The 25,235-nt window shown below is 71.2% G+C and carries 22 protein-coding genes; 17 read left to right on the top strand and 5 right to left on the bottom strand.

Annotation, left to right across the window (positions count from 1 at the left end):
* The first annotated feature begins 35 nt into the window (after window positions 1–35).
* The 3 genes from ABD901_RS01230 (at window position 36) to topA (ending at window position 4,634) form a co-directional block, all read left to right on the top strand.
* Window positions 36–560 carry a hypothetical protein gene (locus tag ABD901_RS01230; RefSeq protein ID WP_345120240.1) on the top strand — a complete coding sequence of 175 codons (525 nt, stop codon included), beginning with the start codon at window positions 36–38 and terminating at the stop codon, window positions 558–560.
* Window positions 551–1,513 carry a hypothetical protein gene (locus ABD901_RS01225; RefSeq protein WP_345120238.1) on the top strand — a complete coding sequence of 321 codons (963 nt, stop codon included), beginning with the start codon at window positions 551–553 and terminating at the stop codon, window positions 1,511–1,513. Before ABD901_RS01230 ends, ABD901_RS01225 begins: the two co-directional genes overlap by 10 nt.
* A 277-nt stretch (window positions 1,514–1,790) precedes the next feature.
* Entirely contained in the window at window positions 1,791–4,634 is a 2,844-nt protein-coding gene (topA, locus tag ABD901_RS01220; RefSeq protein WP_345120236.1) for a type I DNA topoisomerase, read from the top strand.
* Between the two features lie 95 nt (window positions 4,635–4,729).
* On the opposite strand, the gene ABD901_RS01215 is transcribed toward topA, so the two are convergent.
* Window positions 4,730–6,022 carry a D-arabinono-1,4-lactone oxidase gene (locus ABD901_RS01215; RefSeq protein ID WP_345120234.1) on the bottom strand — a complete coding sequence of 431 codons (1,293 nt, stop codon included), beginning with the start codon at window positions 6,020–6,022 and terminating at the stop codon, window positions 4,730–4,732.
* A 265-nt stretch (window positions 6,023–6,287) separates the two neighbouring features.
* Here ABD901_RS01215 and ABD901_RS01210 point away from each other — a divergent pair, with 265 nt between their 5' ends.
* From ABD901_RS01210 to nadC, 8 genes are all read left to right on the top strand, one after another.
* Window positions 6,288–6,833: a TetR/AcrR family transcriptional regulator gene (locus ABD901_RS01210; protein WP_345121087.1), complete on the top strand. Its 546-nt coding sequence runs from the start codon at window positions 6,288–6,290 to the stop codon at window positions 6,831–6,833.
* Between the two features lie 164 nt (window positions 6,834–6,997).
* On the top strand, window positions 6,998–7,885 hold the full coding sequence (locus ABD901_RS01205) for a Rossmann-like and DUF2520 domain-containing protein (protein WP_345120231.1): 888 nt from the start codon (window positions 6,998–7,000) through the stop codon (window positions 7,883–7,885).
* Entirely contained in the window at window positions 7,882–8,691 is an 810-nt protein-coding gene (panC, locus tag ABD901_RS01200; protein WP_345120229.1) for a pantoate--beta-alanine ligase, read from the top strand. Before ABD901_RS01205 ends, panC begins: the two co-directional genes overlap by 4 nt.
* A complete protein-coding gene (gene panD / locus ABD901_RS01195) occupies window positions 8,688–9,110 on the top strand; it encodes an aspartate 1-decarboxylase (RefSeq protein ID WP_345120227.1) in 423 nt (140 codons plus the stop codon). The genes panC and panD overlap by 4 nt, the downstream gene beginning before the upstream one ends.
* A 114-nt stretch (window positions 9,111–9,224) precedes the next feature.
* A complete protein-coding gene (locus tag ABD901_RS01190) occupies window positions 9,225–10,130 on the top strand; it encodes a septum formation family protein (RefSeq protein ID WP_345120225.1) in 906 nt (301 codons plus the stop codon).
* A gap of 43 nt (window positions 10,131–10,173) precedes the next feature.
* Window positions 10,174–11,046, top strand: coding sequence for a septum formation family protein (locus ABD901_RS01185; RefSeq protein WP_345120224.1), 873 nt, complete (start codon window positions 10,174–10,176; stop codon window positions 11,044–11,046).
* A 125-nt stretch (window positions 11,047–11,171) separates the two neighbouring features.
* Window positions 11,172–12,797: an L-aspartate oxidase gene (locus ABD901_RS01180; RefSeq protein ID WP_345120223.1), complete on the top strand. Its 1,626-nt coding sequence runs from the start codon at window positions 11,172–11,174 to the stop codon at window positions 12,795–12,797.
* A 7-nt stretch (window positions 12,798–12,804) separates the two neighbouring features.
* On the top strand, window positions 12,805–13,683 hold the full coding sequence (gene nadC / locus ABD901_RS01175; protein ID WP_345120221.1) for a carboxylating nicotinate-nucleotide diphosphorylase: 879 nt from the start codon (window positions 12,805–12,807) through the stop codon (window positions 13,681–13,683).
* Here the strand turns inward: nadC and ABD901_RS01170 are convergent.
* Window positions 13,680–15,554 (bottom strand): hypothetical protein, encoded by a 1,875-nt coding sequence (locus ABD901_RS01170; protein WP_345120219.1) that lies wholly within the window; start codon window positions 15,552–15,554, stop codon window positions 13,680–13,682. The genes nadC and ABD901_RS01170 overlap by 4 nt on opposite strands.
* A gap of 44 nt (window positions 15,555–15,598) precedes the next feature.
* On the opposite strand from ABD901_RS01170, the gene ABD901_RS01165 reads away from it, so the two are divergent.
* On the top strand, window positions 15,599–16,360 hold the full coding sequence (locus ABD901_RS01165) for a type III pantothenate kinase (protein ID WP_345120217.1): 762 nt from the start codon (window positions 15,599–15,601) through the stop codon (window positions 16,358–16,360).
* Here ABD901_RS01165 and ABD901_RS01160 read toward each other — a convergent pair.
* On the bottom strand, window positions 16,357–17,154 hold the full coding sequence (locus tag ABD901_RS01160) for a class I SAM-dependent methyltransferase (RefSeq protein WP_345120215.1): 798 nt from the start codon (window positions 17,152–17,154) through the stop codon (window positions 16,357–16,359). The two genes, ABD901_RS01165 and ABD901_RS01160, sit on opposite strands and share 4 nt — an antisense overlap.
* A 169-nt stretch (window positions 17,155–17,323) precedes the next feature.
* On the opposite strand from ABD901_RS01160, the gene ABD901_RS01155 reads away from it, so the two are divergent.
* The 3 genes from ABD901_RS01155 to ABD901_RS01145 all read left to right on the top strand — a co-directional run bounded on the left by ABD901_RS01155 (window position 17,324) and on the right by ABD901_RS01145 (window position 21,717).
* Window positions 17,324–17,680 (top strand): histone-like nucleoid-structuring protein Lsr2, encoded by a 357-nt coding sequence (locus tag ABD901_RS01155; protein ID WP_345120213.1) that lies wholly within the window; start codon window positions 17,324–17,326, stop codon window positions 17,678–17,680.
* Window positions 17,681–18,106: 426 nt separating this feature from the next.
* Entirely contained in the window at window positions 18,107–20,644 is a 2,538-nt protein-coding gene (locus ABD901_RS01150) for an ATP-dependent Clp protease ATP-binding subunit (RefSeq protein ID WP_345120211.1), read from the top strand.
* 218 nt (window positions 20,645–20,862) lie between these two features.
* Window positions 20,863–21,717 carry a hypothetical protein gene (locus ABD901_RS01145; RefSeq protein ID WP_345120209.1) on the top strand — a complete coding sequence of 285 codons (855 nt, stop codon included), beginning with the start codon at window positions 20,863–20,865 and terminating at the stop codon, window positions 21,715–21,717.
* 554 nt (window positions 21,718–22,271) lie between these two features.
* Here ABD901_RS01145 and ABD901_RS01140 read toward each other — a convergent pair.
* Together ABD901_RS01140 and ABD901_RS01135 are read right to left on the bottom strand one after the other, a co-directional pair.
* Window positions 22,272–23,162: a polysaccharide deacetylase family protein gene (locus ABD901_RS01140; protein WP_345120207.1), complete on the bottom strand. Its 891-nt coding sequence runs from the start codon at window positions 23,160–23,162 to the stop codon at window positions 22,272–22,274.
* A 126-nt stretch (window positions 23,163–23,288) separates the two neighbouring features.
* Window positions 23,289–24,182 carry an HhH-GPD family protein gene (locus tag ABD901_RS01135; protein ID WP_345120205.1) on the bottom strand — a complete coding sequence of 298 codons (894 nt, stop codon included), beginning with the start codon at window positions 24,180–24,182 and terminating at the stop codon, window positions 23,289–23,291.
* A 10-nt stretch (window positions 24,183–24,192) separates the two neighbouring features.
* Here ABD901_RS01135 and ABD901_RS01130 point away from each other — a divergent pair, with 10 nt between their 5' ends.
* A complete protein-coding gene (locus ABD901_RS01130; protein ID WP_345120203.1) occupies window positions 24,193–24,702 on the top strand; it encodes a glycine cleavage system transcriptional repressor in 510 nt (169 codons plus the stop codon).
* Window positions 24,699–25,211, top strand: a complete 513-nt coding sequence (gene def / locus ABD901_RS01125) for a peptide deformylase (protein WP_345120201.1) — start codon at window positions 24,699–24,701, stop codon at window positions 25,209–25,211. The genes ABD901_RS01130 and def overlap by 4 nt, the downstream gene beginning before the upstream one ends.
* The last annotated feature ends 24 nt before the right edge of the window (window positions 25,212–25,235 follow it).

The following is a 25,235-nucleotide window of genomic DNA, read 5'->3' as shown; positions in this document are numbered from 1 at the left end:
TTCTCGAACAGACGATCGGTTTTAGGCTGCACACCATGCGCGCCGCCCGCCTCCTCGCCGCCGCCCTCCTGCTGTGCGCCGCGGCCGGGTGCGGCGCGGACGGGGTCGAGCCGAAGCAGTGGGCGAAGGCGGTGTGCACGGCGCTGGCCCCGTGGCGCTCGGAGATCGCCGACCTGACCGAGAAGACCCAGCAGCAGCTGCAGGCGGCCAAGACGCCGGCGCAGAGCAAGACCAAGATCGTCGAGCTGCTCACAGGCGCGGAGTCGGCGAGCGAGAAGGCCCGGGCCGGCGTCGACGGGGCCGGCGTGCCCGCGGTCGAGGACGGCAAGAAGATCGCCGAGCAGTTCACGGCGTCGCTGTCGAAGGCCCGCGACGCCTACGGCAACGCCAAGCGGACCGTGTCCGGGCTGCCCACGGACGACGCCAAGGGGTTCTACTCGTCGGTGCACTCGGCGTTCGACACGCTCAAGGCCGAGTACGAGCGCAGCGCGATCGACCCGGCCCACACCGGCCCGGCCGACCTCCAGCAGGCCTTCGACGAGGTGCCCGAGTGCCGGTGACGCCGGCCCGCGGCCGGCAACTGTCGCTATTCGGGGTCGAGGCCCGCGCACCCGCGCCGATCGACCTGGAGGGCCTGCTGGCCGGCGCCGGCCAGGTCGGCCGGATGGGCGGCACCGGCCGGGTGTCGATCGTGGTCGAGGAGCGGTGGCGCTGTGCGGTGCTGCGCGCCGAGCTCGAGGGGCGCGGCCTGGTCGTGAGCTGCGAGCCGACCGGCGAGGAGGACCGCTGGCAGCTGCGCACCGCGTACTCGGCGGCCCTGGCCCCGCTGGCGCTGCGCTGGCTCGACGCGGACGGGATCAAGATCGCGCCGCGCGGGCTGACGCTCGACGGCCGGGCGCTGCGGCTGTGGGTGGCCGCCGCCGGCGGCTACGACGGCCAGCGCGCCTTCCTCCTGCGCCTCGCGCCGCGGCCCCTCGCGCCCCCGCCAGAGGGCGACGAGGAGGCCGAGCCGGTCGCGCCGGCCGCCGAGGCCGTCGAGTGGGCCGACCTCTCGGTCCCCGTGCCGGCGCCCGCACCGCCGCGCCCGCCCCGGCCGGAACGGCCCAACGTGCGGAAACGCAAAAGCGAGAGCAAAATCACAGCCTTCGATCCGGGTCCCGACGAGTTCGCCGATGCCGAGGACTACTTCGGCGACGACGCGGCCGACGAGTGGCCCGATTCCGGGGTCGGTGCCCTGCCCACCGTCGTGCTGGACGCGGTGAGCGAGCCCCCACCCCCACCCCCGCCGCCACCGGCGGAGGATTTCGAGGAGGAGGTGCTCGACCGGAGGGTCGCCGACAATTGGATCGCGGTCGGAGACGCGCTCGAGGCGGCCGGTTTGCCGGCGATACTCGTCGGGGCCGAAACGGGCGCCCCCGCGTACCGCATCGTGGGACCTCGGCGCATCACCCGCCTCGCCGAGCTCGTGGGTGAGCCTCCGGCGGACGCTCCGACGGGCGCCTGGCCCGCCTAGGACGCGGGTAGTCGCCGGGCTACCCCGGGTAGGGTGGCCAGGCCGCGCCGGGGATGTGATTTGCGAGAAACCAGCCCGTCGCGCTGCCGACAAATCGCCGCAAAAGCGACAGCCGATGCGACACGCTCGCAAGATCGGGCAGGTCGGGGTTGTGCATGGGTGTACCGTGGCGCCGATCGGCGTGTCGTGTGCCGACCGCCGGGAGCGCCCCATTGCGCAACTCGGCGCGAATGCGCGCGTTACGTTTGACGCCTGTCCGTCCGCACCGGGGAGAACTGTGCCGAACTCCGCCAACACAAAGCGGCTGGTGATCGTGGAGTCGCCGGCGAAGGCCAAGACGATTTCGGGCTATCTGGGCCCGAATTATCTCGTCGAGGCGAGTTTCGGCCATGTCCGGGATCTGCCCGTGGGCAAGAAGGACATGCCCGACGCGCTGAAGAGCAAGCCCTGGGCGTACCTCGGCGTCGACATCGACAACGATTTCACCCCGGTCTATATCATCTCGGCCGACCGCCGCCGCCAGATCACGCGCCTCAAGGACCTGCTCAAGCAGGCCAGCGAGGTCTACCTCGCAACAGATGAGGACCGCGAGGGCGAGGCCATCGCCTGGCACCTGCTCGAGACCCTCAAGCCGAAGGTCCCGGTCCGGCGGATGGTCTTCCACGAGATCACCCGCCCGGCGATCCAGGCCGCCGTCGCCAACCCGCGCGAGATCAACCGCGCCCTGGTCGACGCCCAGGAGGCCAGGCGCATCCTGGACCGCCTCTACGGCTACGACGTCTCGACGGTGCTGTGGAAGAAGGTGCAGCGCGGCCTGTCCGCCGGCCGCGTGCAGTCCGTGGCGACCCGCATCGTGGTCGAGCGGGAGCGGCAGCGGATGAAGTTCCGCTCGGCCGAGTACTGGGACATCCTGGCCAAGCTGCTGGCCGAGAACGACCCGCGCCCGTTCAACGCGACGCTGATCGCGATCGACGGCGACCGGGTGGCCACCGGCCGCGACTTCGACCCGGAGACCGGCAAGGTCCGCCCCGGCGCCGGCGTCATCCACCTCGACGAGCAGGGCGCCCGCGGCCTCGCCGCGCGGCTGGACGGCCGGCCGTTCACGGTCACCCGGGTCGAGGAGAAGCCCTACCGCCGCAAGCCCTACCCGCCGTTCATCACCTCGACGCTGCAGCAGGAGGCCGCCCGCAAGCTGCGGCTGTCCTCGGCGAACACCATGCGCGTCGCGCAGCGGCTCTACGAGAGCGGCTACATCACCTATATGCGTACCGACTCGGTGAACCTCTCCGAGGCGGCGATCGCGGCGGCCCGCCAGCAGATCCACGACCTCTACGGCGCGGGTCAGGTGCCGCCCCAGCCGCGGCGCTACACGGGCAAGGTCAAGAACGCCCAGGAGGCGCACGAGGCGATCCGCCCGGCCGGCGACGCCTTCCGCACGCCCGGCGACGTCGCCAACGAGCTCAATGCCGACGAGCGGCGCCTCTACGAGCTCATCTGGCAGCGCACGATCGCCTCGCAGATGAACGACGCGGTCGGCAACTCGACCTCGGTGCGCATCAACGCGGTCACCGCCCAGCAGGAGTCGGTCGACTTCGCCGCCACCGGCAAGACGATCACCGACCCGGGCTTCCTGCGCGCCTACGTCGAGTCCAGCGACGACGAGTCCGCCGAGGCCGACGACGCCGAGCGGCGCCTGCCGGTGCTGGTCAAGGGCCAGCCGCTCACCGAGCAGGAGCTGGTGCCCACCGGGCACACGACCCAGCCCCCGTCGCGGTACACCGAGGCCTCGCTGGTCAAGGCGATGGAAGAGCTCGGCATCGGCCGCCCTTCGACCTACGCCTCGATCATGGAGACGATCAACAACCGCGGCTACGTGTTCAAGCGCGGCCAGGCGCTGATCCCCTCCTTCCTCGCGTTCGCCGTCATCGGCCTGCTCGAGCAGCACTTCCCGCGGCTGGTCGACTACGACTTCACCGCCTCGATGGAGAACGTGCTCGACGAGATCGCCAACGGCGACGAGAGCGCCGTGAACTTCCTGCACCCCTTCTACTTCGGCGGCGACACCGGCGACGAGGGCTCGGTGGCCCGGCAGGGCGGCCTGCAGCGGATGGTGACCGAGCGCCTCGGCGAGATCGACGCGCGCGGCATCAACTCGATCCAGCTGTTCCGCGACGACGCCGGCCGCGACGTCGTTGTCCGCGTCGGCAAGTACGGCCCGTATCTGCAGCGCTTCGTGCCGGGCGCCCCCGAGGGCGAGGAGGCCGACCGCGCCACGATCCCCGAGGGCCTGGCCCCGGACGAGCTCACCCCGGACAAGGTCGACGAGCTCTTCGCGCTCAGCAGCGGCGGCGGCGAGCTCAAGCTGGGCGAGCACCCGGAGACCGGCGAGCCGGTGGTGGTGAAGTCCGGCCGCTACGGGCCCTACGTGTCCAGCGGCGACAAGACCGCGTCGCTGCTCAAGACCCAGAGTCCCGACGGGCTGACCCTCGAGCAGGCGCTGACCCTGCTCACGCTGCCGCGCACGATCGGCAAGGACGCCGAAGGCGAGGACATCATCGCCTACTCCGGCCGCTACGGGCCCTACATCAAGCGCGGCGCCGACACCCGCTCGCTGGAGAACGAGGACCAGCTCTTCACGATCGGCCTCGACCAGGCGCTCACGCTGCTGGCCGCGCCGAAGACGCGCAAGACGGCGGCCGCCAAGCCGCCGCTGCGCGAGATGGGCAACGACCCGGCGACCGAGAAGCCGCTGGTCATCAAGGACGGCCGCTTCGGGCCCTACGTGACCGACGGCGAGTTCAACGCCTCGCTGCGGCGCAGCCAGAGCGTCGAGACCCTCTCGCTCGAGGAGGCCAGCGAGATGCTGGCCGAGAAGCGGGCCAAGGGTCCGGCGCCGAAGAAGGCTGCGCCCAGAAAAGCGGGCACGGCCGCGAAGAAGGCGGCGCCGGAGAAGAAGGCCACGGCGGCGAAGAGGACCACCGGTACCAAGAAGACCACCGCGGCGAAGAAGACCACCACGGCGGCGAAGACGACGACCGCGGCCAAGAAGGCCGCGCCGGCGAAGAAGGCCGCCCCGAAGAAGGCCACGTCCGCGCGGAAGGCACCACCCACCGAGGAGTAGCCATTGCATGGCTCGGGTCCGTGCAACGCACGACCGTTCTTCCCACGAGGAATCCCGGCGTCCGTGGTGCCAAGGACCCGCGGGCGAGATGACGCTCAGGCGCCGAGGACCCGTTCCGTGTACGCGTTGGCGAACAGCCGGTTCGGGTCCAGCTTGTCGCGCAGGGCGACGAAGTCGGCGTGGTGCGGGTAGGCCTGCGCCAGCGACTCGGCGGTGCGGAAGTGCATCTTGCCCCAGTGCGGCCGCCCGCCGAGGGGCGTGGTGACCGCCTCGAAGCGGCGGAAGTACTCCTCGAACGGCGCGCCGACGTACTGGTGGATGGCGATGTAGGCGTTGTCGCGCCCGTGGCCGTGCGACAGCCAGATGTCGTCGGCGGCCGTGAAGCGCACCTCCACCGGGAACTGGATCTTGTACGGCAGCCCGGCGACCACCGAGCGCAGCCCGTCGAACGCCTCGCGCAGCGCCTCGCGGGGCAGGCCGTACTCCATCTCGACGAAACGGACCCGCCGGGGCGTGCAGAACACCTCGTGGGAGGGCGCGGTGTAGGTGCGGGCCGAGAGCGCTCGCGCCGAAACGCGGCTGATCGGGGGTACCGCCGCCGGAAATGCCCGGCCGATCCTGCACGCGGCGCCGAAGACCGTGTTGGACAGGAAGTCGTCGTCGAGCCAACGGCGCCATCCGGCCAGCGGGGCATCCACCGCGGGCACCCGGTTGTTCCGTTTCATCTGGACCCGGTCGGTGTAGGGGAACCAGTAGAACTCGAAGTGGTCGTTGGCCCCGACGTGCTCGGGCAGGCCGGACCACACGTCGGCGAGGGAGGCCGGGCGCTCGTCGGCGCGCAGCACGAACGCGGGCGCGCAGCGCAGCGTCACGGTGCTCAGCACGCCCAGCGCGCCGATGTTGACCCGCGCGGCGGCGAAGAGCTCCGGGTTCTGCGTCGCGGAGCAGGACAGCTCCGTGCCGTCGGCGGTGACCAGCGTGAGCGCCTCGATGAAGGTGGACAGGCAGCCGAAGCCGGCGCCGGTGCCGTGGGTGCCGGTCGACAGCGCGCCCGAGATCGTCTGCGCGTCGATGTCCCCGAGGTTGGGCATGGCCAGGCCGTTGGCGGCGAGCGTCGCGTTGAGCACCGACAGCGGCATGCCCGCCTGGACGGTGACCAGGTCGCCGTCCACCCGCACCAGGGACGCCATCCGGTCGAGCTCGACCCGCACGCCTTCGGTCGCAGCCGTGGGCGTGAACGAGTGCCCGCTGCCGACCGCCTTGACCCGCAGGCCGTCCCCGGCCGCGGCGCGGAGGACTTCGCCCAGCTCAGCGGCGCTGGACGGGTGCGCGACGCGGGCGGCGTTCGCGGTCTGATTGCCGGCCCAGTTGGACCACGGAGATGTCACGAAACCTGAGTACCCTTCACGTATGCCCCCAGTCAATGACCCGGCCACTCTCCGGTCAATCACAAGGGTGAAATGAGCTGTCCGTCGATCGTGCCCGGTCGTTGACGTGAGTAGGTTTCAAAGGCGGACCTGAGCGGGAGTTCCCGCCAGATCCGACGAGATAAGGGGGGAAGACCGGGTGGCGACACAGACTGTGGCCGGCGCCGGTACAAAACCGCTGCGCCGGGTGCCGGTGCAGGGGCGAAGCGTGGCGCGGGTCGGGCGGATGCTCGACGCCTGCGCCGAACTCGTCGACGAGGTGGGCTATGACGGGCTCACCACGACCCTGCTGGCGGAGCGGGCGGGGGTGGCGATCGGATCGGTGTACCAGTTCTTCCCGGACAAGCGGGCGATCGTGCAGGCGCTCACGCTGCGCAGCCTGGAGGGCTACCTGGAGCGCCTCGGCGCCCGGCTGGCCGGCGAGGGCATCGCGCACTGGTGGGACGCCGTCGACGCGGCGATCGACGAGTACATCGACATGCACCGCACCGTGCCGGGGTTCCGCACCCTGCACTTCGGCGACGTCGTGGACATCCACCTGCTCGACGATGAGCGGGACAACAACGACGTCATCGTCTCGCAGCTGTCCAGGCTGCTGATCGAGCGCTTCGGCATCCTCGACGCCGAGCGCCTGCAGTTCGTGCTGGCGATCGCGGTCGAGACCGCCGACGCACTGATCAAGCTCGCGTTCCGGCGCTCACCGGAGGGCGACCCGGTCGTGCTCGGGGAGGCCAAGGCGCTGATCAAGGAGTACCTGCACCACCGCCTGTAGACGGCCGGGACGGCCGTGCCGCCTCCGCTGACGGCGGAGGCAGACAGCGGGACAAAGCGGGCGAAACCGCGATGTTGAGAATCCCACATCGCCTGTCCGCTTTGCCCGCTGCGGCGCATAATTCTGATCGACCGGTACCCCACAACGAGGACTGGATCCGTCAGATGAACAGGCAAAACATCGGCATCATCGGTGCCGGGCGAGTGGGTGCCGTGCTGGGCGCCGCGCTCGAGCGGGCCGGGCACGCCGTGGTCGCCACGGTCGCCGTCTCCGCCGCCTCCAAGTCCCGCGCCGAGCGCCTGTTGCCGGGCGCGCGCCTGCTGCCCGCCGACGAAGTGGCCGCCGCCGCGGACCTCGTGCTGCTGGCCGTTCCCGACGACGTCCTCGCCGGCCTGGTCGCGGGCCTGGCCGACACCGGTGCGCTGCGCCCGGGCCAGATCGTCGCCCACACCTCCGGCGCGCACGGCCTGGCCGTCCTCGCTCCGGTCGCCGCCGCCGGCGCCCGCCCCCTCGCGCTGCACCCGGCCATGACCTTCACCGGCACCGAGGCCGACCTCGACCGCCTCGCCGGCATCTCCTTCGGCGTGACCGCACCCGACGACCTGCGCGCGACGGCCGAGACGCTCGTCGGCGACCTGGGCGGCGTCGTGGAGTGGATCGCCGAGGAGCGCCGCGCGCTGTACCACGCCGCGCTCGCGCACGGCGCCAACCACCTCGCCACCCTCGTCAGCGAGGCGATGGACCGGCTGCGCGACGCCGGCGTCCACGAGCCCGAGCGCGTGCTCGCCCCGCTGCTGGGCGCCGCGCTGGACAACACCCTGCGCCTCGGCGACGCCGCCATCACCGGCCCGGTCTCGCGCGGCGACGCCGGCACGGTGGCCAAGCACCTGCAGGCCCTCGACGCGGTGGCGCCCGGCTCGGTGCCGCCGTATCTGGCGCTCGCCCGGCGCACCGCCGACCGGGTCATCGCCGCCGGGCGCCTGCGCCCGATCGACGCCGAGCCCCTGCTGGACGTCCTGCGTGACGCGCAAGCCAAGGAGCGTGCTGCATGAAGGTGGTCACCACCCGCGACGAGTTGCGCGCGGCGCGGGCCGAGCTGTCGGTCCGGGCCGATACGACCGGTGCCGATACGACTGGTGAGGTCGGCGTGGTGATGACGATGGGCGCGCTGCACGCCGGGCACGAGGCCCTGCTGCGCCGGGCCCGCGCCGACGTGGACGCCGTCGTGCTCACGATCTTCGTCAACCCGCTGCAGTTCGGCCCGGCCGAGGACTTCGACCGCTACCCGCGCACGATGGAGGCCGACCTCGCCCTCGCCCGCGCGTGCGGCGTCGACCTGGTCTTCGCCCCGACCCGCGAGGTGATGTACCCGGGCGGCGACCCGGTCGTGCGGGTCGACCCCGGCCCGGGTGCCGACGTGTTCGAGGGGGCGAGCCGGCCCGGCTTCTTCCACGGCGTGCTCACCGTGGTCAACAAGCTCTTCGCGCTGACCCGCCCCGACGCCGCCTACTTCGGCGAGAAGGACTACCAGCAGCTGAGCATGATCCGGGCCATGGTCCGCGACTTCGACCTGCCGATCGACGTGCGCGGCGTGCCGACCGTGCGCGAGCCCGACGGCCTGGCCCTGAGCAGCCGCAACCGCTACCTGTCCCCGGTCGAGCGCGAGCAGGCGCTGGTGCTGCACCGGGCGCTCGCGGCCTGCGCCGCCACCGGCAGCGTGGACGCCGGCATGGCCGAATACGCCAAGGTGCCGGAGGTCAAGGTCGACTACCTCGCCTGGGGCGAGGGCCGCTGGCTGACCGCCGCCTGGGTGGGCGGGACCCGACTGATCGACAACACGGAAGCGAGCAACTCTTGATCCGCACGATGCTCAAGTCCAAGATCCACCGGGCCACCGTGACCCAGGCCGATCTGCACTATGTCGGATCCGTGACAGTGGACGAGGACCTCATGGACGCCGCCGACCTGCTGGCCGGCGAGCAGGTCGCGATCGTGGACGTCACCAACGGGGCGCGCCTGGAGACCTACGTGATCGCCGGGCCGCGCGGCTCGGGCGTCATCGGCATCAACGGTGCCGCCGCGCACCTCGTGCACCCGGGCGATCTGGTCATCCTCATCTCGTATGCCCAGCTCGACGACGCCACCGCCCGCACATACCAGCCGCGGGTCGTGCACGTCGACGCCGACAACCGCGTCATCGAGCTCGGCCACGACCCGGCCGGCGCGGTGCCCGGCATGGCGGGATCACCCGTTCGAGGTGACCTCGTGCGCGGCTAGCGGTCTGATTCGTGTGTTGCCAACCGCGTCTAAGGTTGGGCAGACTGCCAGTTCCCGGTTGTCCCTGGATCGGGCGGGCATGCTGCTCAACCCACACGCGGAGGACGGACGAGGATGGCGCGCAAGCTGATCGCGGCACTGGTGCCGCTGGCCACCCTGGCCCTCCTGGCCGGCTGCGGCGCGCCCGCAGGCACCGACGGCGACCTCACCGACGACTGGGGGATGCTCGCCGCGGCCAAGGTCCCGTCCCCGCCCGCCGGCGCCTGCTACACCACCTCCGTCGACTACTTCGCGACGGACACGACCACGGTGTTCTCGTTCAAGCCGGTCGACAACTGCACCACCGCGCACGCCAGCGAGACCTTCTACGTCGGCGAGCTCACCGGCTCGGCGGCCGGCGGCGGCGCCCCGCCCAAGGGCGACAAGCTGCGCGACGCGTGGACGAAGTGCGACAGCGAGGCCGAGAAGTTCCTCGGCGGCGACTTCCACGACGGCCGCCTCGAGCTGATCGTCCTGGTCCCGTCCTCGACCCAGTGGGCCGCCGGCGCGCGCTACCTGCGCTGCGACCTGGCCGAGGTGGTCAGCGACGGCGACAAGCCGGTCAACCGCTCCAGCAGCCTCAAGAACGCGCTCATCGGTGACAAGCCGATCGCGCTCACCTGCGCGATGGAGGTCTACGACACCGACGGCAAGACGTGGCTGGACTACACGCCGACGCCCTGCACGAGCGCGCACAACATGGAGTACGTCGGGACGTACACGTCGGCGGACCGGCCCTTCCCGAGCACCTCCGACGAGCGCAAGACCGCGATGCGCCCCGGCTGCGAGGCCCTCGGCGCGAAGTACCTCGGCCTGAGCACGACGCAGCTGACCAGCCACCAGCAGGTCGGCATCGGCTTCTGGACGGTCGATGAGGAGAACTGGAACCGCGGCAACCGCTCGTCCCGCTGCTACGCGATGCTCTTCGACAAGAAGACGGTGACGCGCTCGCTCAAGGGCATCGGCACCGCCGCCTTCTAGACCGACTGGACAGTTACCGGCCGGTAACGCAGACTGCTTCCTCATGAAGCGGGTGGCCATCTACGTCGCGGTCCTGGCGCTGCTCGGCGGCGGGCTGTACTGGATGTACGAGCGCGGGCAGGGGCGCGACATCCCCACCACCCCGCCGGCCGGTGCGCCCAAGGAGGGCAGCTGCTACAAGGTCGACGCCGCCGGCGCCAAGGCGGCGCTGCCCTGGGACGGCCAGCCGGTCGACTGCGCCGGACCGCACACCGTCGAGCTCTTCCACGTCGGGCAGGTCAGCAAGGACCTGCTGCACCGCCTCGACGCCGCCAAGGGCGAGGACGTCAAGATCGCGCAGGCGCTGCTCTACGCCCAGGCGCGCCGCGCCTGCCTCGTCACCGGGCCGATCTTCCTCGGCGGCGCGTGGCACGAGTCGAAGGTGCAGATCGTCGCCTCCTGGATCAAGCCGGCCACCGACGGCTTCTTCGGCTGCGGCGTGGCCGAGGTGACCGGGCCGACCGGCGAGCAGTTCGCGCCGCACACCGGGTCGCTCAAGGGCGCGCTCACCCCCGGCTCGCCGCTGTCGATCGCCTGCGTGCAGCGGGACGGGCAGCAGTTGCGCTACGTCGGCTGCGACCAGACCCACGACGGGGAGTACACCGGCGTGTACATCATCACCCCGGCCGAGGCGCCCTTCGACGAGGCGGCGGTGAAGTCGGCGACGGTGAAGGGGTGCACGACCGTCGGCCTGCAGTACCTCGCCCTGCCCGACAACGGCGCCCGCGACGACCTGACGCCCGGCTCGGTCGGGCCGAAGACCGCGTCGGACTGGCTGGGCAGCGACCAGACCTTCGCCTGCTACCTCATGAGCCCCAAGCCGCTGAAGGCCACCGTGAAGGGCCTGGGCAAGGGGCCGCTGCCGCTGGCCGTGTGACCAGGTTGGCAGGCCGGGCCCGCCGGTTGCCCTAACGCGCTGTTCGCGCTCGCCTACGGCAGGGCGATGGACATCACCACCCGTCATCCGGACGAGTGATGTTGACTGTAGGGATGACTCAGGGCTTGAACGGGCCAATCGTGCCGCGCCGCCTTGCCGGGCCACAGCCCGGGTGGGCGGAGCCGACCGATGTTGTCGTCATCGGATCGGGAGTTGCCGGGCTGACCGCCGCACTCCACCTGCGCGAGGCCGGGCTGCACGTCACCGTCGTCACCAAGGTCAACATCGACGACGGGTCGACTCGGTGGGCGCAGGGCGGCATCGCCGCGGTGCTCGACCCGCTCGACACGCCGGAGGCGCACGCACAGGACACGCTCGTGGCCGGCGTCGGGCTGTGCGACCCGGCCGCCGTCGACGTGCTGGTGCGCGAGGGCCCCACCCGGGTGCGCGAGCTCATCCGCTGGGGCGCCGAGTTCGACCGCAACACCGACGGCTCGCTCATGCTGACCCGCGAGGGCGGCCACCACGCCAACCGGATCATCCACGCCGGCGGCGACGCCACCGGCGCCGAGGTGCAGCGGGCCCTGCACGCCGCCGTGCACCGCGACCCGTGGATCCGGCTCATCGAGCACGCCCTCGTCCTCGACCTGCTCACCGACGCCGACGGCCGGGCCTGCGGTGTCACCCTGCACGTGCTCGGCGAGGGCGCCGAGGACGGCGTCGGCGCCGTCATGGCCCGCGCGGTCGTGCTCGCCACCGGCGGCATGGGCCAGATCTTCGCCGCCACCACCAACCCGATCGTCTCCACCGGCGACGGCGTCGCGCTCGCGCTGCGGGCCGGCGCGCGGGTCACCGACATCGAGTTCGTCCAGTTCCACCCGACCGCGCTGGCGCTGGGCAACCGCGACTCCCAGCAGCCGCTGGTCAGCGAGGCGCTGCGCGGCGAGGGCGCCTACCTGCGCGACGGCGACGGCAACCGCTTCATGCTCGGCAGGCACGAGCTCGCCGAGCTGGCGCCGCGCGACGTCGTGGCCAAGGGCATCTACCGGGTCATGCGCGCCGAGGGCACCAACAACGTGTGGCTCGACGCCCGCCACCTCGGCCGCGAGTTCCTCGAGGCCCGTTTCCCGACCATCGTCGCCTCCTGCCGGTCCGCCGGCGTCGACCCGGCCGCCGACCTCATCCCGGTGTCGCCGGCCGCGCACTACGCCTCCGGCGGCGTGCGCACCGACCTGCACGGGCGCACCTCGATCCCGGGGCTGTACGCGTGCGGCGAGGTCGCCTGCACCGGCGTGCACGGCGCCAACCGCCTGGCGTCCAACTCGCTGCTGGAGGGGCTCGTCTTCTCCCGCCGCATCGCCGAGGACATCGCCCGCCACCTGCCGCCGCAGGCCGAGCCCGCCGAGTCCGACCGGCCCGTCTGGTCCGCCGACCCGGCGATCCGCCCGCACCTGCAGGCCGCGATGTCGGCGCACGCCTCGGTGCTGCGCAGCGCCGACTCGCTCGAGCAGGCCGCCCAGGCGCTCAACAAGCTCTCGCTCGACCGGGCCGCCGCCAACGTGGCCGCCTGGGAGGCGACCAACCTGCTCACCGTCGCCAGTGCCCTGGTCGCCGCCGCAACGCAGCGGCACGAGACCCGGGGCTGCCACTGGCGCGAGGACTTTCCCGACGCCAGCGACGTGTACCGGGGGCACTTCCTCGCCGCCTTCGACGACGCCGGCGCGCTCACCGAAACCTGGGAGGACGCGTGAGAGACCAGTGAGGATCCAGACCGAGGCCGAGCTGCGCAAGGTCGGGCTCGACCCGGCGGCCGTGGAAGAGATCGTCTACCGCACCCTGGCCGAGGACCTGGGCCCCGAGGGCCTGGACGTGACCAGCGTGGCGACCATCCCCGCCGACCAGACCGACGAGGCCGAGCTCGTGGCCCGGGCCGACGGCGTGGTCGCCGGGCTGTGGGTGGCGGTTGCGGTGTTCGAGGCGGCATACAGCGGTACCGTCGCGGAGGTCAGGAAGCGCGACGGAGAGCGGGTGGCGCGCGGTGACGTGCTGGCCACGGTGAGTGGGCCCACCCGGGCGCTGCTGACCGCCGAGCGCTCCGCGCTCAACCTGCTGTGCCGCATGTCCGGCGTCGCCACGCACACCCGCCGCTGGGCCGACCTGCTCGAGGGGACCAAGGCGCTCGTCCTGGACACCCGCAAGACCACGCCCGGCCTGCGGGTCCTCGAGAAGTACGCGGTGCGCGCCGGCGGCGGCACCAACAAGCGCATGGGCCTCTACGACGTCGCCATGATCAAGGACAACCACAAGCTGGCGGCCGGCGGGATCAGCGCCGCCTACGAACGCGTTCGCCAGGCGTTCCCGGACGTGCCGGTGCAGGTGGAGGTCACCACGGTCGGCGAGGCCGTCGAGGCGGTCACCGTCGGCGCGACGTTCCTGCTGCTGGACAACATGCGCCCGGAGCTGCTGCGCGAGGTCGTCAGCGCGGTCGGCGACCGGGCGGAGCTCGAGGCGACCGGCAACCTGACGCTGGCCACGGCCGCCGAGTACGCGGCGACGGGCGTCGACTACCTGTCCGTCGGCGGCCTCACGCACTCCTCGCCGATCCTGGACATCGCCATGGACCTGCGCCTGCACTAACTCCTCGGTGGGAAGGCCGTCGTGACGAAGTCGTCGATCTGGGTGTAGGTCCAGTCGGCCGGCACGACGGCCCGGCACCAGTTCTGGCTCGACACGCAGATCACCGCATCGACAGAGTGGACGTTCCCGGCGGGCAGGCGGTCGACCTCGGAGTAGAGCTCCACCAGGTGCTTGTCGCGCAGTTCCAGCTGGAGGGGGTACTCCCAGAGGTCCCCCTCCAGCACCAGCCCGACCCGGTCGGCGCCGCTCGCGCGCACCTGGTCGATCGCGGTGCGGTATGCGGCGGCCTGGTCGGGCATGCGCACGAACCGCTCCTGCCAGCCGTCCAGGGTGAAGACCGAGCCCTGGCCGACCAGGCGCCGGGGCTGGCCGTAGAAGACGGCGGCGTAGCCGTGCACGGTGCCGGTGACGAGGGCCAGCACGACGAGGGCGCCGAGCACCCGGGATTTCAGCGCCCGTTCCAGCGCGTAGCCGGCCAGCGGCGTCGCCACCGCGAAGGCGGGCAGGATCAGCCGGTTGCCCCAGTCCTGCCACTTCAGGATCGCCGGGGTCAGCAGCATGGCGCCCACCACCGCCAGCGCGTAGCCGCGGGTCCGGCGCCAGCACAGGCCCGCCGCGGTGCCGAGCAGGACGAGGGCGGACTGCATCGGGTACGGCGAGCGGTCCTCGTCGGGCTTCCACCGGTCGCCGGGGAAGATGCTGCGCCATTGGGTGATGCCGGGGTCGTTCGGGTCCACGCCGACCAGGTCGGCGACCTCGAGGACGGCGCCGCCGACCGCGGCGTTGACCGGGCGCATCGGGGTGAGCAGCGTGGAGGCGCCCAGGCGCAGCCCGTTGACCAGCAGCGCCGGCGGGTCGTGGCGGGTCGTCGACAGCCCCTCGCGGTAGTCGCGGGGTCCGAGCGGGGAGCCGAACGCCTCGTGGACGCGCAGCAGCGGCGGGCCGGCGAGCAGGGCGCAGGCGGCGGCGACCAGGCATCCGCCGTACAACATCCGCTTGAGCTTGTGCTGCCGCAGCTGGCAGATCGCCCAGTAGGCGAGGACCGGGACCAGTGCCATGAGGCCGGTGGACTTGGTCACCATCACCAGGCCCGCGGCGCCGGCGAGGGCGAGGACGTCGGCGGTCGTGGCGGGGCGGGCGCGGCCGTCCAGGGCGATCGTGGCGGCGCAGAGGACCCAGGCCGTCACGACGAGGTCGTTCTGGGTGCTGGTGGACTCCAGGACGACCGCTGGGGCCGTGAGGAACACGGCTGCGGTGATCCACTGGCCCGCGCGGCCGGCGCCGAGCTGGGCGGCGCAGCGGGCGGCGGCCGCCGCGCCGAGGAGGCCGGCGGCCCACTGCAGCAGGTTGAACGTGCCGTCGCCGCCCGTCAGCAGGCGCAGGTGCAGCAGGAGGTACTCGGCGCCCGGGACCAGGATGAGCTGCTGGATCTGCGCGGTGGGGAAGTTGCCGAGGTTGCCGTTGGCGATCCAGTGCTCGATCTTCGGCAGGTGGTAGCTGTTGGAGTCGTAGTTGTTCGGCGCGCTGGCCAGGGCCAGGACGAGTTCGGCGACGACGAGCAGCGCGATCGGCGCGATGTACCACTTCGGAAATTTTATGTTAAAAGCTGATTTGTCCGGCTTGTCGCGCCAGGCCCACCACCCCGTCGCGGCCGCCGCGGCGCACCACAGGGCGATCACCGGGCCGGCCGAGATCGCGTTGCACAGCGACAGCAGCTCGGTGGCGAGCACCGTGGCGACCGCGACGGCGATGGAGCCGCGGATCACGGCCAGGCGGCCGTCCGGCGCGATCCGTGGGCGCAGCGCGACGGTTGTGAACACCAGCGTGCCCACCGGCAGGAGCGCGAGCAGCGTGCGGGCGTTGTGGATCATTGGCAGGCGATCGTAATTGAACGGTCGTTGGTTAGGCTTCCGGGGTGCTGCTGTGCATCGACATCGGGAACACCAACACGGTGCTCGCCACGTTCGAGGGTGAGAAGATCGTCCACTCGTGGCGGATCAAGACCGACTCCCGCGCCACCGCGGACGAGCTCGGCCTGCTCTACCGTGGCCTGCTGGCCACCGACGCCGTGTCGCTGACCGGCATCGCGGCGTGCTCGACCGTCCCCGCCGCGTTGCGCTCGCTGCGCACGATGCTGCAGCGGTACTACGGCAGCGTGCCCACCGTCATCGTCGAGCCCGGCGTGCGCACCGGCGTGCAGCTGGCCATCGACAACCCGAAGGAGGTCGGCACCGACCGGGTGGCGAACACGCTCGCGGCGTACACCCTCTTCGGCGGCCCCTCGATCGTCGTGGACTTCGGCACGTCCACCAACTTCGACGTGGTGTCCGCCCGGGGCGAGTTCCTGGGCGGCGTCCTCGCCCCGGGCATCGAGATCTCCGTGGACGCGCTGGCCGACCGGGCCGCCCAGCTCCGCAAGGTCGAGCTGGTCAAGCCGCCGCGGGTGATCGGCAAGAACACCGTCGAGTGCCTGCAGTCGGGCGTGGTGTACGGCTTCGCGGGCCAGGTCGACGGCGTCGTGCGCGGGGTGACCGCGGAGCTCGGCGGCGGCGTCAAGGCCGTCGTCGCCACCGGCGGCCTCGCGCCGATCGTGATCGGCGAGTGCCAGAGCGTCACCCATCACGAGCCGATGCTCACCCTGATCGGCCTGCGGCTGATCTTCGAGCGCAACACCTAGAGCTTGGCCGCGCGATACGCATAGGTGACGTAGGGCAGCTCGAAGCGCGCTCCCTCACCGAACCTCTCCTCGGCCAGCTCGCGGACCCGCCGCTCCAACGCCGTGCGGTTGTCGGCGTCGGAGACGAGGTAATAGGAGCGCGAACGGATCAGGTCGACCAGCGAGTCGGCTGTGTGCGGCGTGCTCCAGTGGAATAGGCGCAGCTCCGCCGGGGCGAATGCGGGCCCGAACTGGTCGGGTGTCAGAAGACGCTCGTCGATGACAGAGCGTGCCCGGTGGCCGTCGAACACGTCGGAGAGCTCAGCGACCCACGGCTCCGACTCGTCGCGCACGTTCCAGATCGGGACGAACAATCCGCCCGGGCGCAGCACGCGGGCGATCTCGGTGTGTGCGGGCTCGCCCGCAAACCAGTGATATGCCTGCCCCGCGGTCACCGCGTCCTGGCTTGCGTCCTCGACCGGAATTGATGTCGCACTGCCGGATCGGGCATCCCCGGCGATGCGCCGTCGCATTTCGTCGTCGGGCTCGACAGCGATGACGTGGTGACCGAGTTCGGTGAGCAGGCGCGTCAGAATGCCGGTGCCGGCACCGAGGTCGACAATGTCGCGCGTCTGGTCGCCGAGCGCCCAGCGCAGGGCCTCCTGCGGATAGCGCGGACGGGTTCGGTCGTAGAGCTCGGCCGCGGGCCCGAACGAAGACGCGTGTTTCGCGAAGTCCATGCCTTGACGGTACGCGCATCGCGAATTGCGTACCGGCCCGTGCAATGTGCGCGTACAGATCCGTGTCGGTCGCATTGCTATGTGTGATCAGGTCGAGCGTGCTGCCTTTTGCCGCGCCCGAAATCCTCTTTTTCTGCTGGTGCGGGCGGCGTAGTTTCGGCGTACCGTTGACGGAGCGTGGCCTTACTGCGATATCTTTGCATTCGCACATCGCGGGGCGGACTTCCTTGAAGGGAATACGACAGTGGCCAAGCGGACCATCCACGTGCTGGTCGACGACCTCGACGGCGGAGACGCCGACGAGACCGTGAAGTTCGCGCTCGACGGCGTGCAGTACGAGATCGACCTGTCCAAGAAGAACGCAACGAAGCTGCGCGATGCGTTCGGACCCTTCCTGTCCGCCGGCACCAAGGTCGGGCGGGGTGGCGTCGTTGTCGGCGGGCGTGCGGCCAGCGCTCGCGGCCGTGGTGGCGCCGCCGCCGATCGCGAGCAGAACAAGGCGATTCGGGAATGGGCACAGAACAAGGGCATCAAGGTGTCCGACCGCGGCCGGATCAAGCAGGAAATCGTCGAGCGCTATAACGCCGAAGCGGGTCGTTAGTTCCCGTTGACCGTTTCGTCCGGTCCCGCGAACGGTACTTAGCGCACGTTTTGCTCGCTCATACACGATTCCAGAGACTCCAGACACCCACCGTAGCGGTTCAGTTACGGTGGGTGTCCAGCGTTTGGAGGCCGGATTTCGCTCTTGGCGTACGAGCCGGAGAGCAGGAACAGCCCGGCGGGTGCCAACGTTGGGCGAAAGCACCGGGTACACGCGGTTCCCGGGGGGTAGGCAACGTCAGATCGCGGGTTCCACGTCTCGAATGTGGGGTGCGGCAACGCCGCACACCCCGCAAGGTGTAGGCCCGCGGCGATAGAGTGATGGCACGGTCACGTTGGCGTCCGACAGAGCTTCGGCGTGGCAGCCCCACACACGGGGGTTCCGCGCAGAAGCGGCGGCGACGGACACGGCACGTGAGGAGCAGGGATGTTCGAGCGGTTCACCGACCGAGCACGACGGGTTGTCGTCCTGGCGCAGGAGGAAGCCCGGATGCTCAACCACAACTACATCGGCACCGAGCACATCCTGCTCGGCCTCATCCATGAGGGTGAGGGCGTGGCGGCCAAGGCGCTTGAGAGCCTCGGGATTTCGCTGGAGGGTGTTCGCCAGCAGGTCGAGGAGATCATCGGCCAGGGGCAGCAGGCGCCGAGCGGGCATATTCCGTTCACGCCACGCGCCAAGAAGGTTCTCGAGTTGTCGTTGCGGGAGGCGCTGCAGCTCGGGCACAACTACATCGGTACTGAGCACATTCTTCTGGGGTTGATCCGGGAGGGTGAGGGCGTTGCGGCGCAGGTCCTGGTGAAGCTCGGTGCTGATCTGAACCGGGTCCGGCAGCAGGTGATCCAGCTGCTGTCCGGCTACCAGGGTAAGGAGCCTGCCGCGGCTGGGACCGGTGCGCCTGGTGAGGCTGCTCCCTCTACGAGTCTGGTCCTGGACCAGTTCGGTCGTAACCTGACCCAGGCGGCGCGGGAGGGCAAGCTCGACCCCGTGATCGGCCGGGAGAAGGAGATCGAGCGGGTCATGCAGGTGCTGTCCCGCCGCACGAAGAACAACCCGGTCCTGATCGGCGAGCCCGGTGTGGGCAAGACCGCCGTGGTGGAGGGTCTGTCGCAGCGGATTGTCAAGGGTGAGGTCCCGGAGACGCTGAAGGACAAGCAGCTGTACACCCTGGATCTGGGTGCGTTGGTCGCCGGCTCCCGCTACCGCGGCGACTTCGAGGAACGGCTGAAGAAGGTCCTCAAGGAGATCCGCACCCGCGGCGACATCATCCTGTTCATCGACGAGATCCACACCCTTGTCGGTGCGGGCGCCGCTGAGGGCGCGATCGACGCCGCCAGCATTTTGAAGCCGATGCTGGCCCGGGGTGAGCTGCAGACCATCGGCGCGACCACCCTGGACGAGTACCGCAAGCACCTCGAAAAGGACGCCGCCCTGGAGCGGCGGTTCCAGCCGATCCAGGTCGGCGAGCCCTCCCTGGCGCACACGATCGAGATCCTGAAGGGGCTGCGGGACCGGTACGAGGCGCACCACCGGGTGACGATCACCGACGCCGCCCTGGTCGCGGCGGCGACCCTGGCCGACCGGTACATTTCGGACCGGTATCTGCCGGACAAGGCGATCGACCTGATCGACGAGGCCGGGGCCCGGATGCGGATCCGTCGGATGACGGCGCCGCCGGACCTGCGTGACTTCGACGAGCGGATCGCGCAGGTGCGCCGGGACAAGGAGTCCGCGATCGACGCGCAGGACTTCGAACGGGCCGCGCAGCTGCGGGACAAGGAGAAGCAGCTGCTGGGGCAGAAGGCCCAGCGGGAGAAGGAATGGAAGGCCGGCGACCTCGACGTCGTGTCCGAGGTCGACGACGAGCAGATCGCTGAGGTCCTGGCGAACTGGACCGGGATTCCGGTGTACAAGCTGACCGAGGAGGAGACCGCCCGGCTGCTGCGCATGGAGGACGAGCTGCACAAGCGTCTCGTCGGCCAGGAAGACGCGGTCAGGGCCGTGTCCAAGGCGATCCGCCGCACCCGCGCCGGGCTCAAGGACCCGAAGCGGCCGTCGGGGTCGTTCATCTTCGCCGGCCCCTCCGGTGTCGGCAAGACCGAGCTGTCCAAGGCCCTCGCGGAGTTCCTGTTCGGGTCCGAGGACGCGCTCATCCAGCTGGACATGTCCGAGTTCCACGACCGCTACACCGTGTCGCGGCTGGTCGGCGCCCCGCCCGGGTACGTCGGCTACGACGAGGGCGGCCAGCTGACCGAGAAGGTCCGCCGGCGGCCGTTCTCCGTGGTCCTGTTCGACGAGATCGAGAAGGCCCACCCGGACGTGTTCAACACCCTCCTGCAGATCCTGGAGGACGGCCGGCTGACCGACGGTCAGGGCCGGATCGTGGACTTCAAGAACACGGTCATCATCCTGACCACCAACCTCGGCACCCGCGACGTCGCCAAGGCCGTCTCCCTGGGCTTCCAAGCCTCCGAAGACACCGAGTCGAACTACGAGCGGATGAAGCAGAAGGTCAACGACGAACTCAAGCAGCACTTCCGGCCCGAGTTCCTCAACCGCATCGACGACACCATCGTCTTCCACCAGCTCCTGCAGGACCAGATCCTCGGCATCGTCGACCTCATGATCGCCCGGATCGAAACCCAGCTCCGCAACAAGGACATGGGCCTCGAGCTCACCGACAACGCCAAGAAGTTCCTGGCCAACAAGGGCTACGACCCCGTCCTGGGCGCCCGGCCACTACGCCGGACCATCCAGCGGGAGATCGAAGACGCCCTGTCCGAGCGCATCCTGTTCAACGAACTGCGCCCCGGCCAGATCGTCGTCATCGACTGCGAAGGCGACCCCGCCCAGTTCGAGAAGGCCAAACTGGTCTTCAACGGCGCGGACCGCCCGGACGCCGTTCCGGACGCCGTCCCGGCCGAGCTGGCGGGTGGCGGCGGCGCCGAGGAGCCGTCCCAGTAACACCCGAACCACGAGTCAGGCCCCCCGTCCCGTTTGCCGGGACGGGGGGCTTCTCTCTGTTCGCCCCGCCCCTGGTGGCGGGCTGGGCGGTATCGCGCCTGTCTCGGCCGCTTTCGGCGGTGCGCCTTTGCACCTATTCCGGCCGCTTTCTTCCTCGCCTCACTCTTTTCATCGGCCCCACTTCGTTTGCTCCCAAACGAGCGGGTATGTTGCCCGGCGTGGGTAAGGGCCAGCCAGCGTTCGGCTCCGGACGCCGCTCCGGCCGCACGCCGCCCCGCCCGATCCCGCGCCCCGGCCTCCTGTCCCGCCTGGACGCCGCCGAGGGCCTGGTCCTCCTGATAGCCGGCCCGGGCGCCGGCAAGAGCACCCTGCTGGACGCCTGGGCAGCCACCCACACCGGCGTCGTGATCGACCTCGCCGAGGACGGCCCGCGCGAGTGGGAGCCGGTCGCGGGCCCCCTGGCCATCGACGGCGTAACGCCCGCCGACGCCCCCGCCCTGTCCCGCCTCTCCTCCCGCCGCGCGGTCGTGGCCGCCGCAACGTCGGACCCCGGCATCGCCCCCGCCACCCGGATCACCGCCAGGGACCTGGCCTTCGCCGAGGACGAGACCTACCAGGTCCTGTCCGGCGCTCTGGCCGACGCCGAGAGCGCCGACGAGATCGCCCCCGACCTCCACCTGCTCACCCACGGCTGGCCGTCGCTGGTCGCCCTGGCCGGCGCCTGGCTGGCCCAGTACCCCGCGACGGAGCGCCGCGACCGCCTGCGGGGCCTGGCGCGGATGGACGAGCCCCTGCTCGACTACCTGCTGCCGGCCGTGCTCGCCGCCCTACCCGCGACCGACCGCGACCTGCTCCGCCGCCTGACGCAGCTGCCGCCCGTGGACGCCCGCCTCGCCGATCGCCTCGACATCACCGAGGACCTGGCCGCGGTGCCCCCGTTCGTGCAGCCGCTGGCCCGCCGCCCCGGCTGGTACACCATCCCCGACGCCTGGCGCCCCGCCCTGGCCCGCGAGCTCCCGCTACCGGCCGACGAGATCGCCGCACTGCTGTCCGCCTACCGCTCCGCCATGTAGCCCGGCCTCAGCCTCGCCCGCCTTCGCCTCGCCCGCCTTCGCCTCGTCGCATCCGCCTTCGCCTTCGCCGCTTTCGCCTGCGCCTTGACCGCGGCCGCCTCGTCGTGGCCGGCTTGCCGCCGCCCCTCGCCCTCGCCGCGCTGCGGCCCCTCGCCCTCGCGCTGCGGCCGTTGCCTGGGACGCATTGAGCAACGCGGCGTGGGTGATTCGGAGCACGACAGGTGACGGCTGTCGACTGCCCGCGCGATCCGCGCCGTCGTGCGGCCGCCGACGACTCGCCCTGGCCACCGCACCGCGCGGCGATCCTGTGTCGCTGCGCGGCGGTCCAGTGTCCGAATTGTCCCCCAAGCTCCGTCCACGCGCGCGCGTGGAGGCGTGCGAGCGGGCTGGGCCGTGCTCGAGGTGGCCTTGCCGCTGGGGCCAGTGGCGGCTTGCCGGTGTGGTGCGAGGCGGCGCAGTGCAACGTGGGCGTTGGCTGGCCGGTATCAACTTGACGCTACCATCCGGCAAAAAACTCGATCTTGTGCCGAATGCGGAGCGTAGTCGGGGCGTGGCTAATGCTTCGCGGGCATGTAGTCGGTGAGCAGGGCCGGGGTCAGGCCGGCTGCCGAGATGGCCTGCAGAGCGGCGATGAAGTCGTCCACGAAGCGGTCGCGGAAGTGCATCAGGATGATGTCGCCCTGCTTGACGGTCTTGCCCTCCTGGTAGCGCACGATGCCCTTGTCGACCGTCTCCTTCCAGAAGAAGCCGGCCTGCAGGCCGCAGTCGTGGGCGACCTTCAGCGTGGTTGCGTCCTTGTCGCCGAACGGTGGGCGGAAGAGGGTCGGGCGCTGGCCGTACAGCGTGGCGAGCTGGTCTGCGGAGCCGCAGATCTCGCGGCGCTGGAAGTCGTAGGACTTGCCCTTCAGCTCCGGGTGCGTGAGCGTGTGCGCCTGGATGTCGGCGCCGGCGTCGCGCAGTTGCTTGAAGTAGTCGGGGTTGTCCTTGATGGCGTTGATGGTCAAGAACAGCGTGACCTTCACGCCGGACTCGCGCAGCAGCTCCAGGGCCTCGGGGCGCTTGACCCAGCCGTCGTCGATGGTCAGGAACGCCACCGGCTGGTCGGTGGGGATGCGGGCGAAGTACGGGGCGCCGCTGCCGCCCTCGGGGAAGGTGATGGGGTGCGGCGTGGGGGGCGCGCCGAACTTCGGCAGGCGGCCGGCATACGTGCTGCCGGGCGGGGGCGCGGAAGAACCAGTGCTCGACGGGGTCGGCTTGCCGGTGGCGGTGCCGGTGTCGGACGGCTGCGGCGAGCCGAGGTCGCCGGGGGCGTCGGCCGACGGGTCGGCGCCGGGGGCGGAGGCGGATGTCGCGGGGGCGGCGCCGTGCGATTGGGCGTGGCTGGGTGCCGCCTTGTCGTCGCAGCCGGCGATCGCGACCGCCAGCGCTACGCACGCGCCGATCATTGCCGCGACGCGACGGGTCCTACCGGTAACAAGCACGGAAATGACATTAGCGAGCTGAATCCGTCATCGGGGTACCCGTTGCGGGTATCCGTCCCGGTGAATAACGCCACCCGTCTGTCCTGCAACCTACCCGGGCAGGGCGTACGTCTCTTCACGCCGGCGAACCAGGCCGTCGGCGAGCAGTCCGGCCAGTGCGCGGTGGCGCTGGTCGGCGTCCGGCCAGACGGCGTCGAGGCGCTCGGCCGGGACGGGGGTGTCGCTGGCGCGCAGGACGGCCATGAGCAGGCCGCGAACATATCGGTCCGTCCCGTGGTACCGCTGGGAACGCCGAGCCGGCCCGTCCGGCGGCGGCGATCCGGCCAGTCGCCAGGCACAAACCGCAGTGAGCGGGCACTCCTCGCAGCGCGGGGCGCGGGCCGTGCACACGACGGCGCCGAGTTCCATGAAGGCCACCGATGCGCGGGCCGCGGCCTCCTCGTCCTCGGGCAGCAGGACCTCGACCGCGCGCAGGTCGGCCGGGGTCGTGTTCGCGCCGCCGTCGGCCTCGCCGGCCACGGCGCGGGCCACGACGCGGCGCACGTTCGTGTCGACGACGGGGTGGCGCTGGCGGAAGGCGAACGCGGCGACGGCGCGGGCCGTGTAGGTGCCGATGCCGGGCAGCGCGAGCAGCGCCTCCACGTCGTCGGGCACCTCGCCGTCGTGGCGCTCGACGATGGCCGTGGCGCAGGCGTGCAGGCGCAGCGCGCGGCGCGGGTAGCCGAGGCGGTCCCAGGCGCGGATGGCCTCGCCGGGCGGGTCGGCGGCCAGGTGCGCCGGCGTCGGCCAGCGCTCCATCCACGTCTGCCACGCAGGCTCGACCCGCGACACCTGGGTCTGCTGCAGCATCACCTCGGAGACGAGCACGCCCCACGGCGAGGCGCCGGGCCGGCGCCAGGCCAGATCGCGGGCGTTGGCGTCGTACCACCGTGTGACGGTGGCTGCGATGGCTATCTGTGTGTTGTCGTTGGAGGCGATACGCAAGGATAAGACGGTGAACGAGTACGCCGTCACGGTCATCGGCCACGACCGCCCGGGCATCATCGCCGACGTCGCCGAGATCCTCGCCCGGCTCGGGCTCAACCTGACCGACTCGACCATGACCCGCCTGCGCGGGCACTTCGCGATGACGCTGGTGTGCGCCGGGCCGCCGAGCGCCGAGGAGATCGACGCGGCGCTGGAGCCGCTGACCGCCGACCGGACGCTGCTGGTGACGGTCCGTGGGGTTGTCGAGGAGCCGGCGTACGAGCCGTCCGGCAGCCACCACGTGCTCGCGCTGCACGGCGCCGACCGGCTCGGCATCGTCGCGACCGTGGCACGGGCCGTCGCGGAGTCCGGCGGCAACATCACCGACCTGACGACGCGGCTGTCCGGCAGTCTGTACGTCGTCGTCGCCGAGGTCGACGTGGCCGACCCCGACGCGCTCGGGGCCGCTTTGCGCTCGGTGGCGCAGCGCCTCGGCGTCGAGGTCACGCTGCGCCCGGCCGACGCGGACCTCCTGTGACGGGCGCCGTTCGCACGGTCGTCCGCGCCCCCGCCGAGGTGCTGGGCACGCCGAGCGAGCCGGTCGACCCGACCGCGCCGGAGATTCTGCAGCTCGCCGAGGACCTCGTGGCGACCATGCGGGTCTCGCCGGGCTGCGTCGGGCTGGCCGCGCCGCAGGTCGGCGTGGGCGCGCAGGTCTTCGCCGTCGACGTCACCGGCCATCCGAAGGCGCGCACGGTGCACGGGCAGCTGGTGCTGTGCAACGCGCGGATCGTGGAGGCCTCGCAGTGGCAGAAGGGCCGCGAGGGCTGCATGTCGGTGCCGGACCTCACCGGGGACGTCAAGCGGGCCAACCGGCTGGTCGTGGCCGGCTTCGCGCCCGGGGGTACCGAAGAAATCGAGATCACCACCGACGCGTTCGAGGCCCGGGCGCTGCAGCACGAGATCGACCACTGCGCCGGGCTGCTGTTCCTCGACCGGGTCGCGGGCGCACACGCCGTGTACGCCCGAAAGGTCTATCTCGAGTGATGCACACGGCGCGCCGCCGCGGTC

Source organism: Dactylosporangium darangshiense, from assembly GCF_039537565.1.
In the GTDB taxonomy this organism is placed as follows: Bacteria; Actinomycetota; Actinomycetes; order Mycobacteriales; family Micromonosporaceae; genus Dactylosporangium; species Dactylosporangium darangshiense.
Note: the sequence above shows the minus strand (reverse complement) of the source record. Positions and strands in the feature narration are given on the sequence as shown.

Bases quoted from the DNA above. Each gene is read 5' to 3' on its own strand.
- ABD901_RS01230 (WP_345120240.1), top strand. From the start codon at position 36: ATGCGCGCCGCCCGCCTCCTCGCCGCCGCCCTCCTGCTGTGCGCCGCG.
- ABD901_RS01210 (WP_345121087.1), top strand. From the start codon at position 6,288: ATGCTCGACGCCTGCGCCGAACTCGTCGACGAGGTGGGCTATGACGGG.
- ABD901_RS01205 (WP_345120231.1), top strand. From the start codon at position 6,998: ATGAACAGGCAAAACATCGGCATCATCGGTGCCGGGCGAGTGGGTGCC.
- panC (WP_345120229.1), top strand. From the start codon at position 7,882: ATGAAGGTGGTCACCACCCGCGACGAGTTGCGCGCGGCGCGGGCCGAG.
- ABD901_RS01190 (WP_345120225.1), top strand. From the start codon at position 9,225: ATGGCGCGCAAGCTGATCGCGGCACTGGTGCCGCTGGCCACCCTGGCC.
- ABD901_RS01185 (WP_345120224.1), top strand. From the start codon at position 10,174: ATGAAGCGGGTGGCCATCTACGTCGCGGTCCTGGCGCTGCTCGGCGGC.
- ABD901_RS01170 (WP_345120219.1), bottom strand. From the start codon at position 15,554: ATGATCCACAACGCCCGCACGCTGCTCGCGCTCCTGCCGGTGGGCACG.
- ABD901_RS01160 (WP_345120215.1), bottom strand. From the start codon at position 17,154: ATGCGACCGACACGGATCTGTACGCGCACATTGCACGGGCCGGTACGC.
- ABD901_RS01150 (WP_345120211.1), top strand. From the start codon at position 18,107: ATGTTCGAGCGGTTCACCGACCGAGCACGACGGGTTGTCGTCCTGGCG.
- ABD901_RS01140 (WP_345120207.1), bottom strand. From the start codon at position 23,162: ATGATCGGCGCGTGCGTAGCGCTGGCGGTCGCGATCGCCGGCTGCGAC.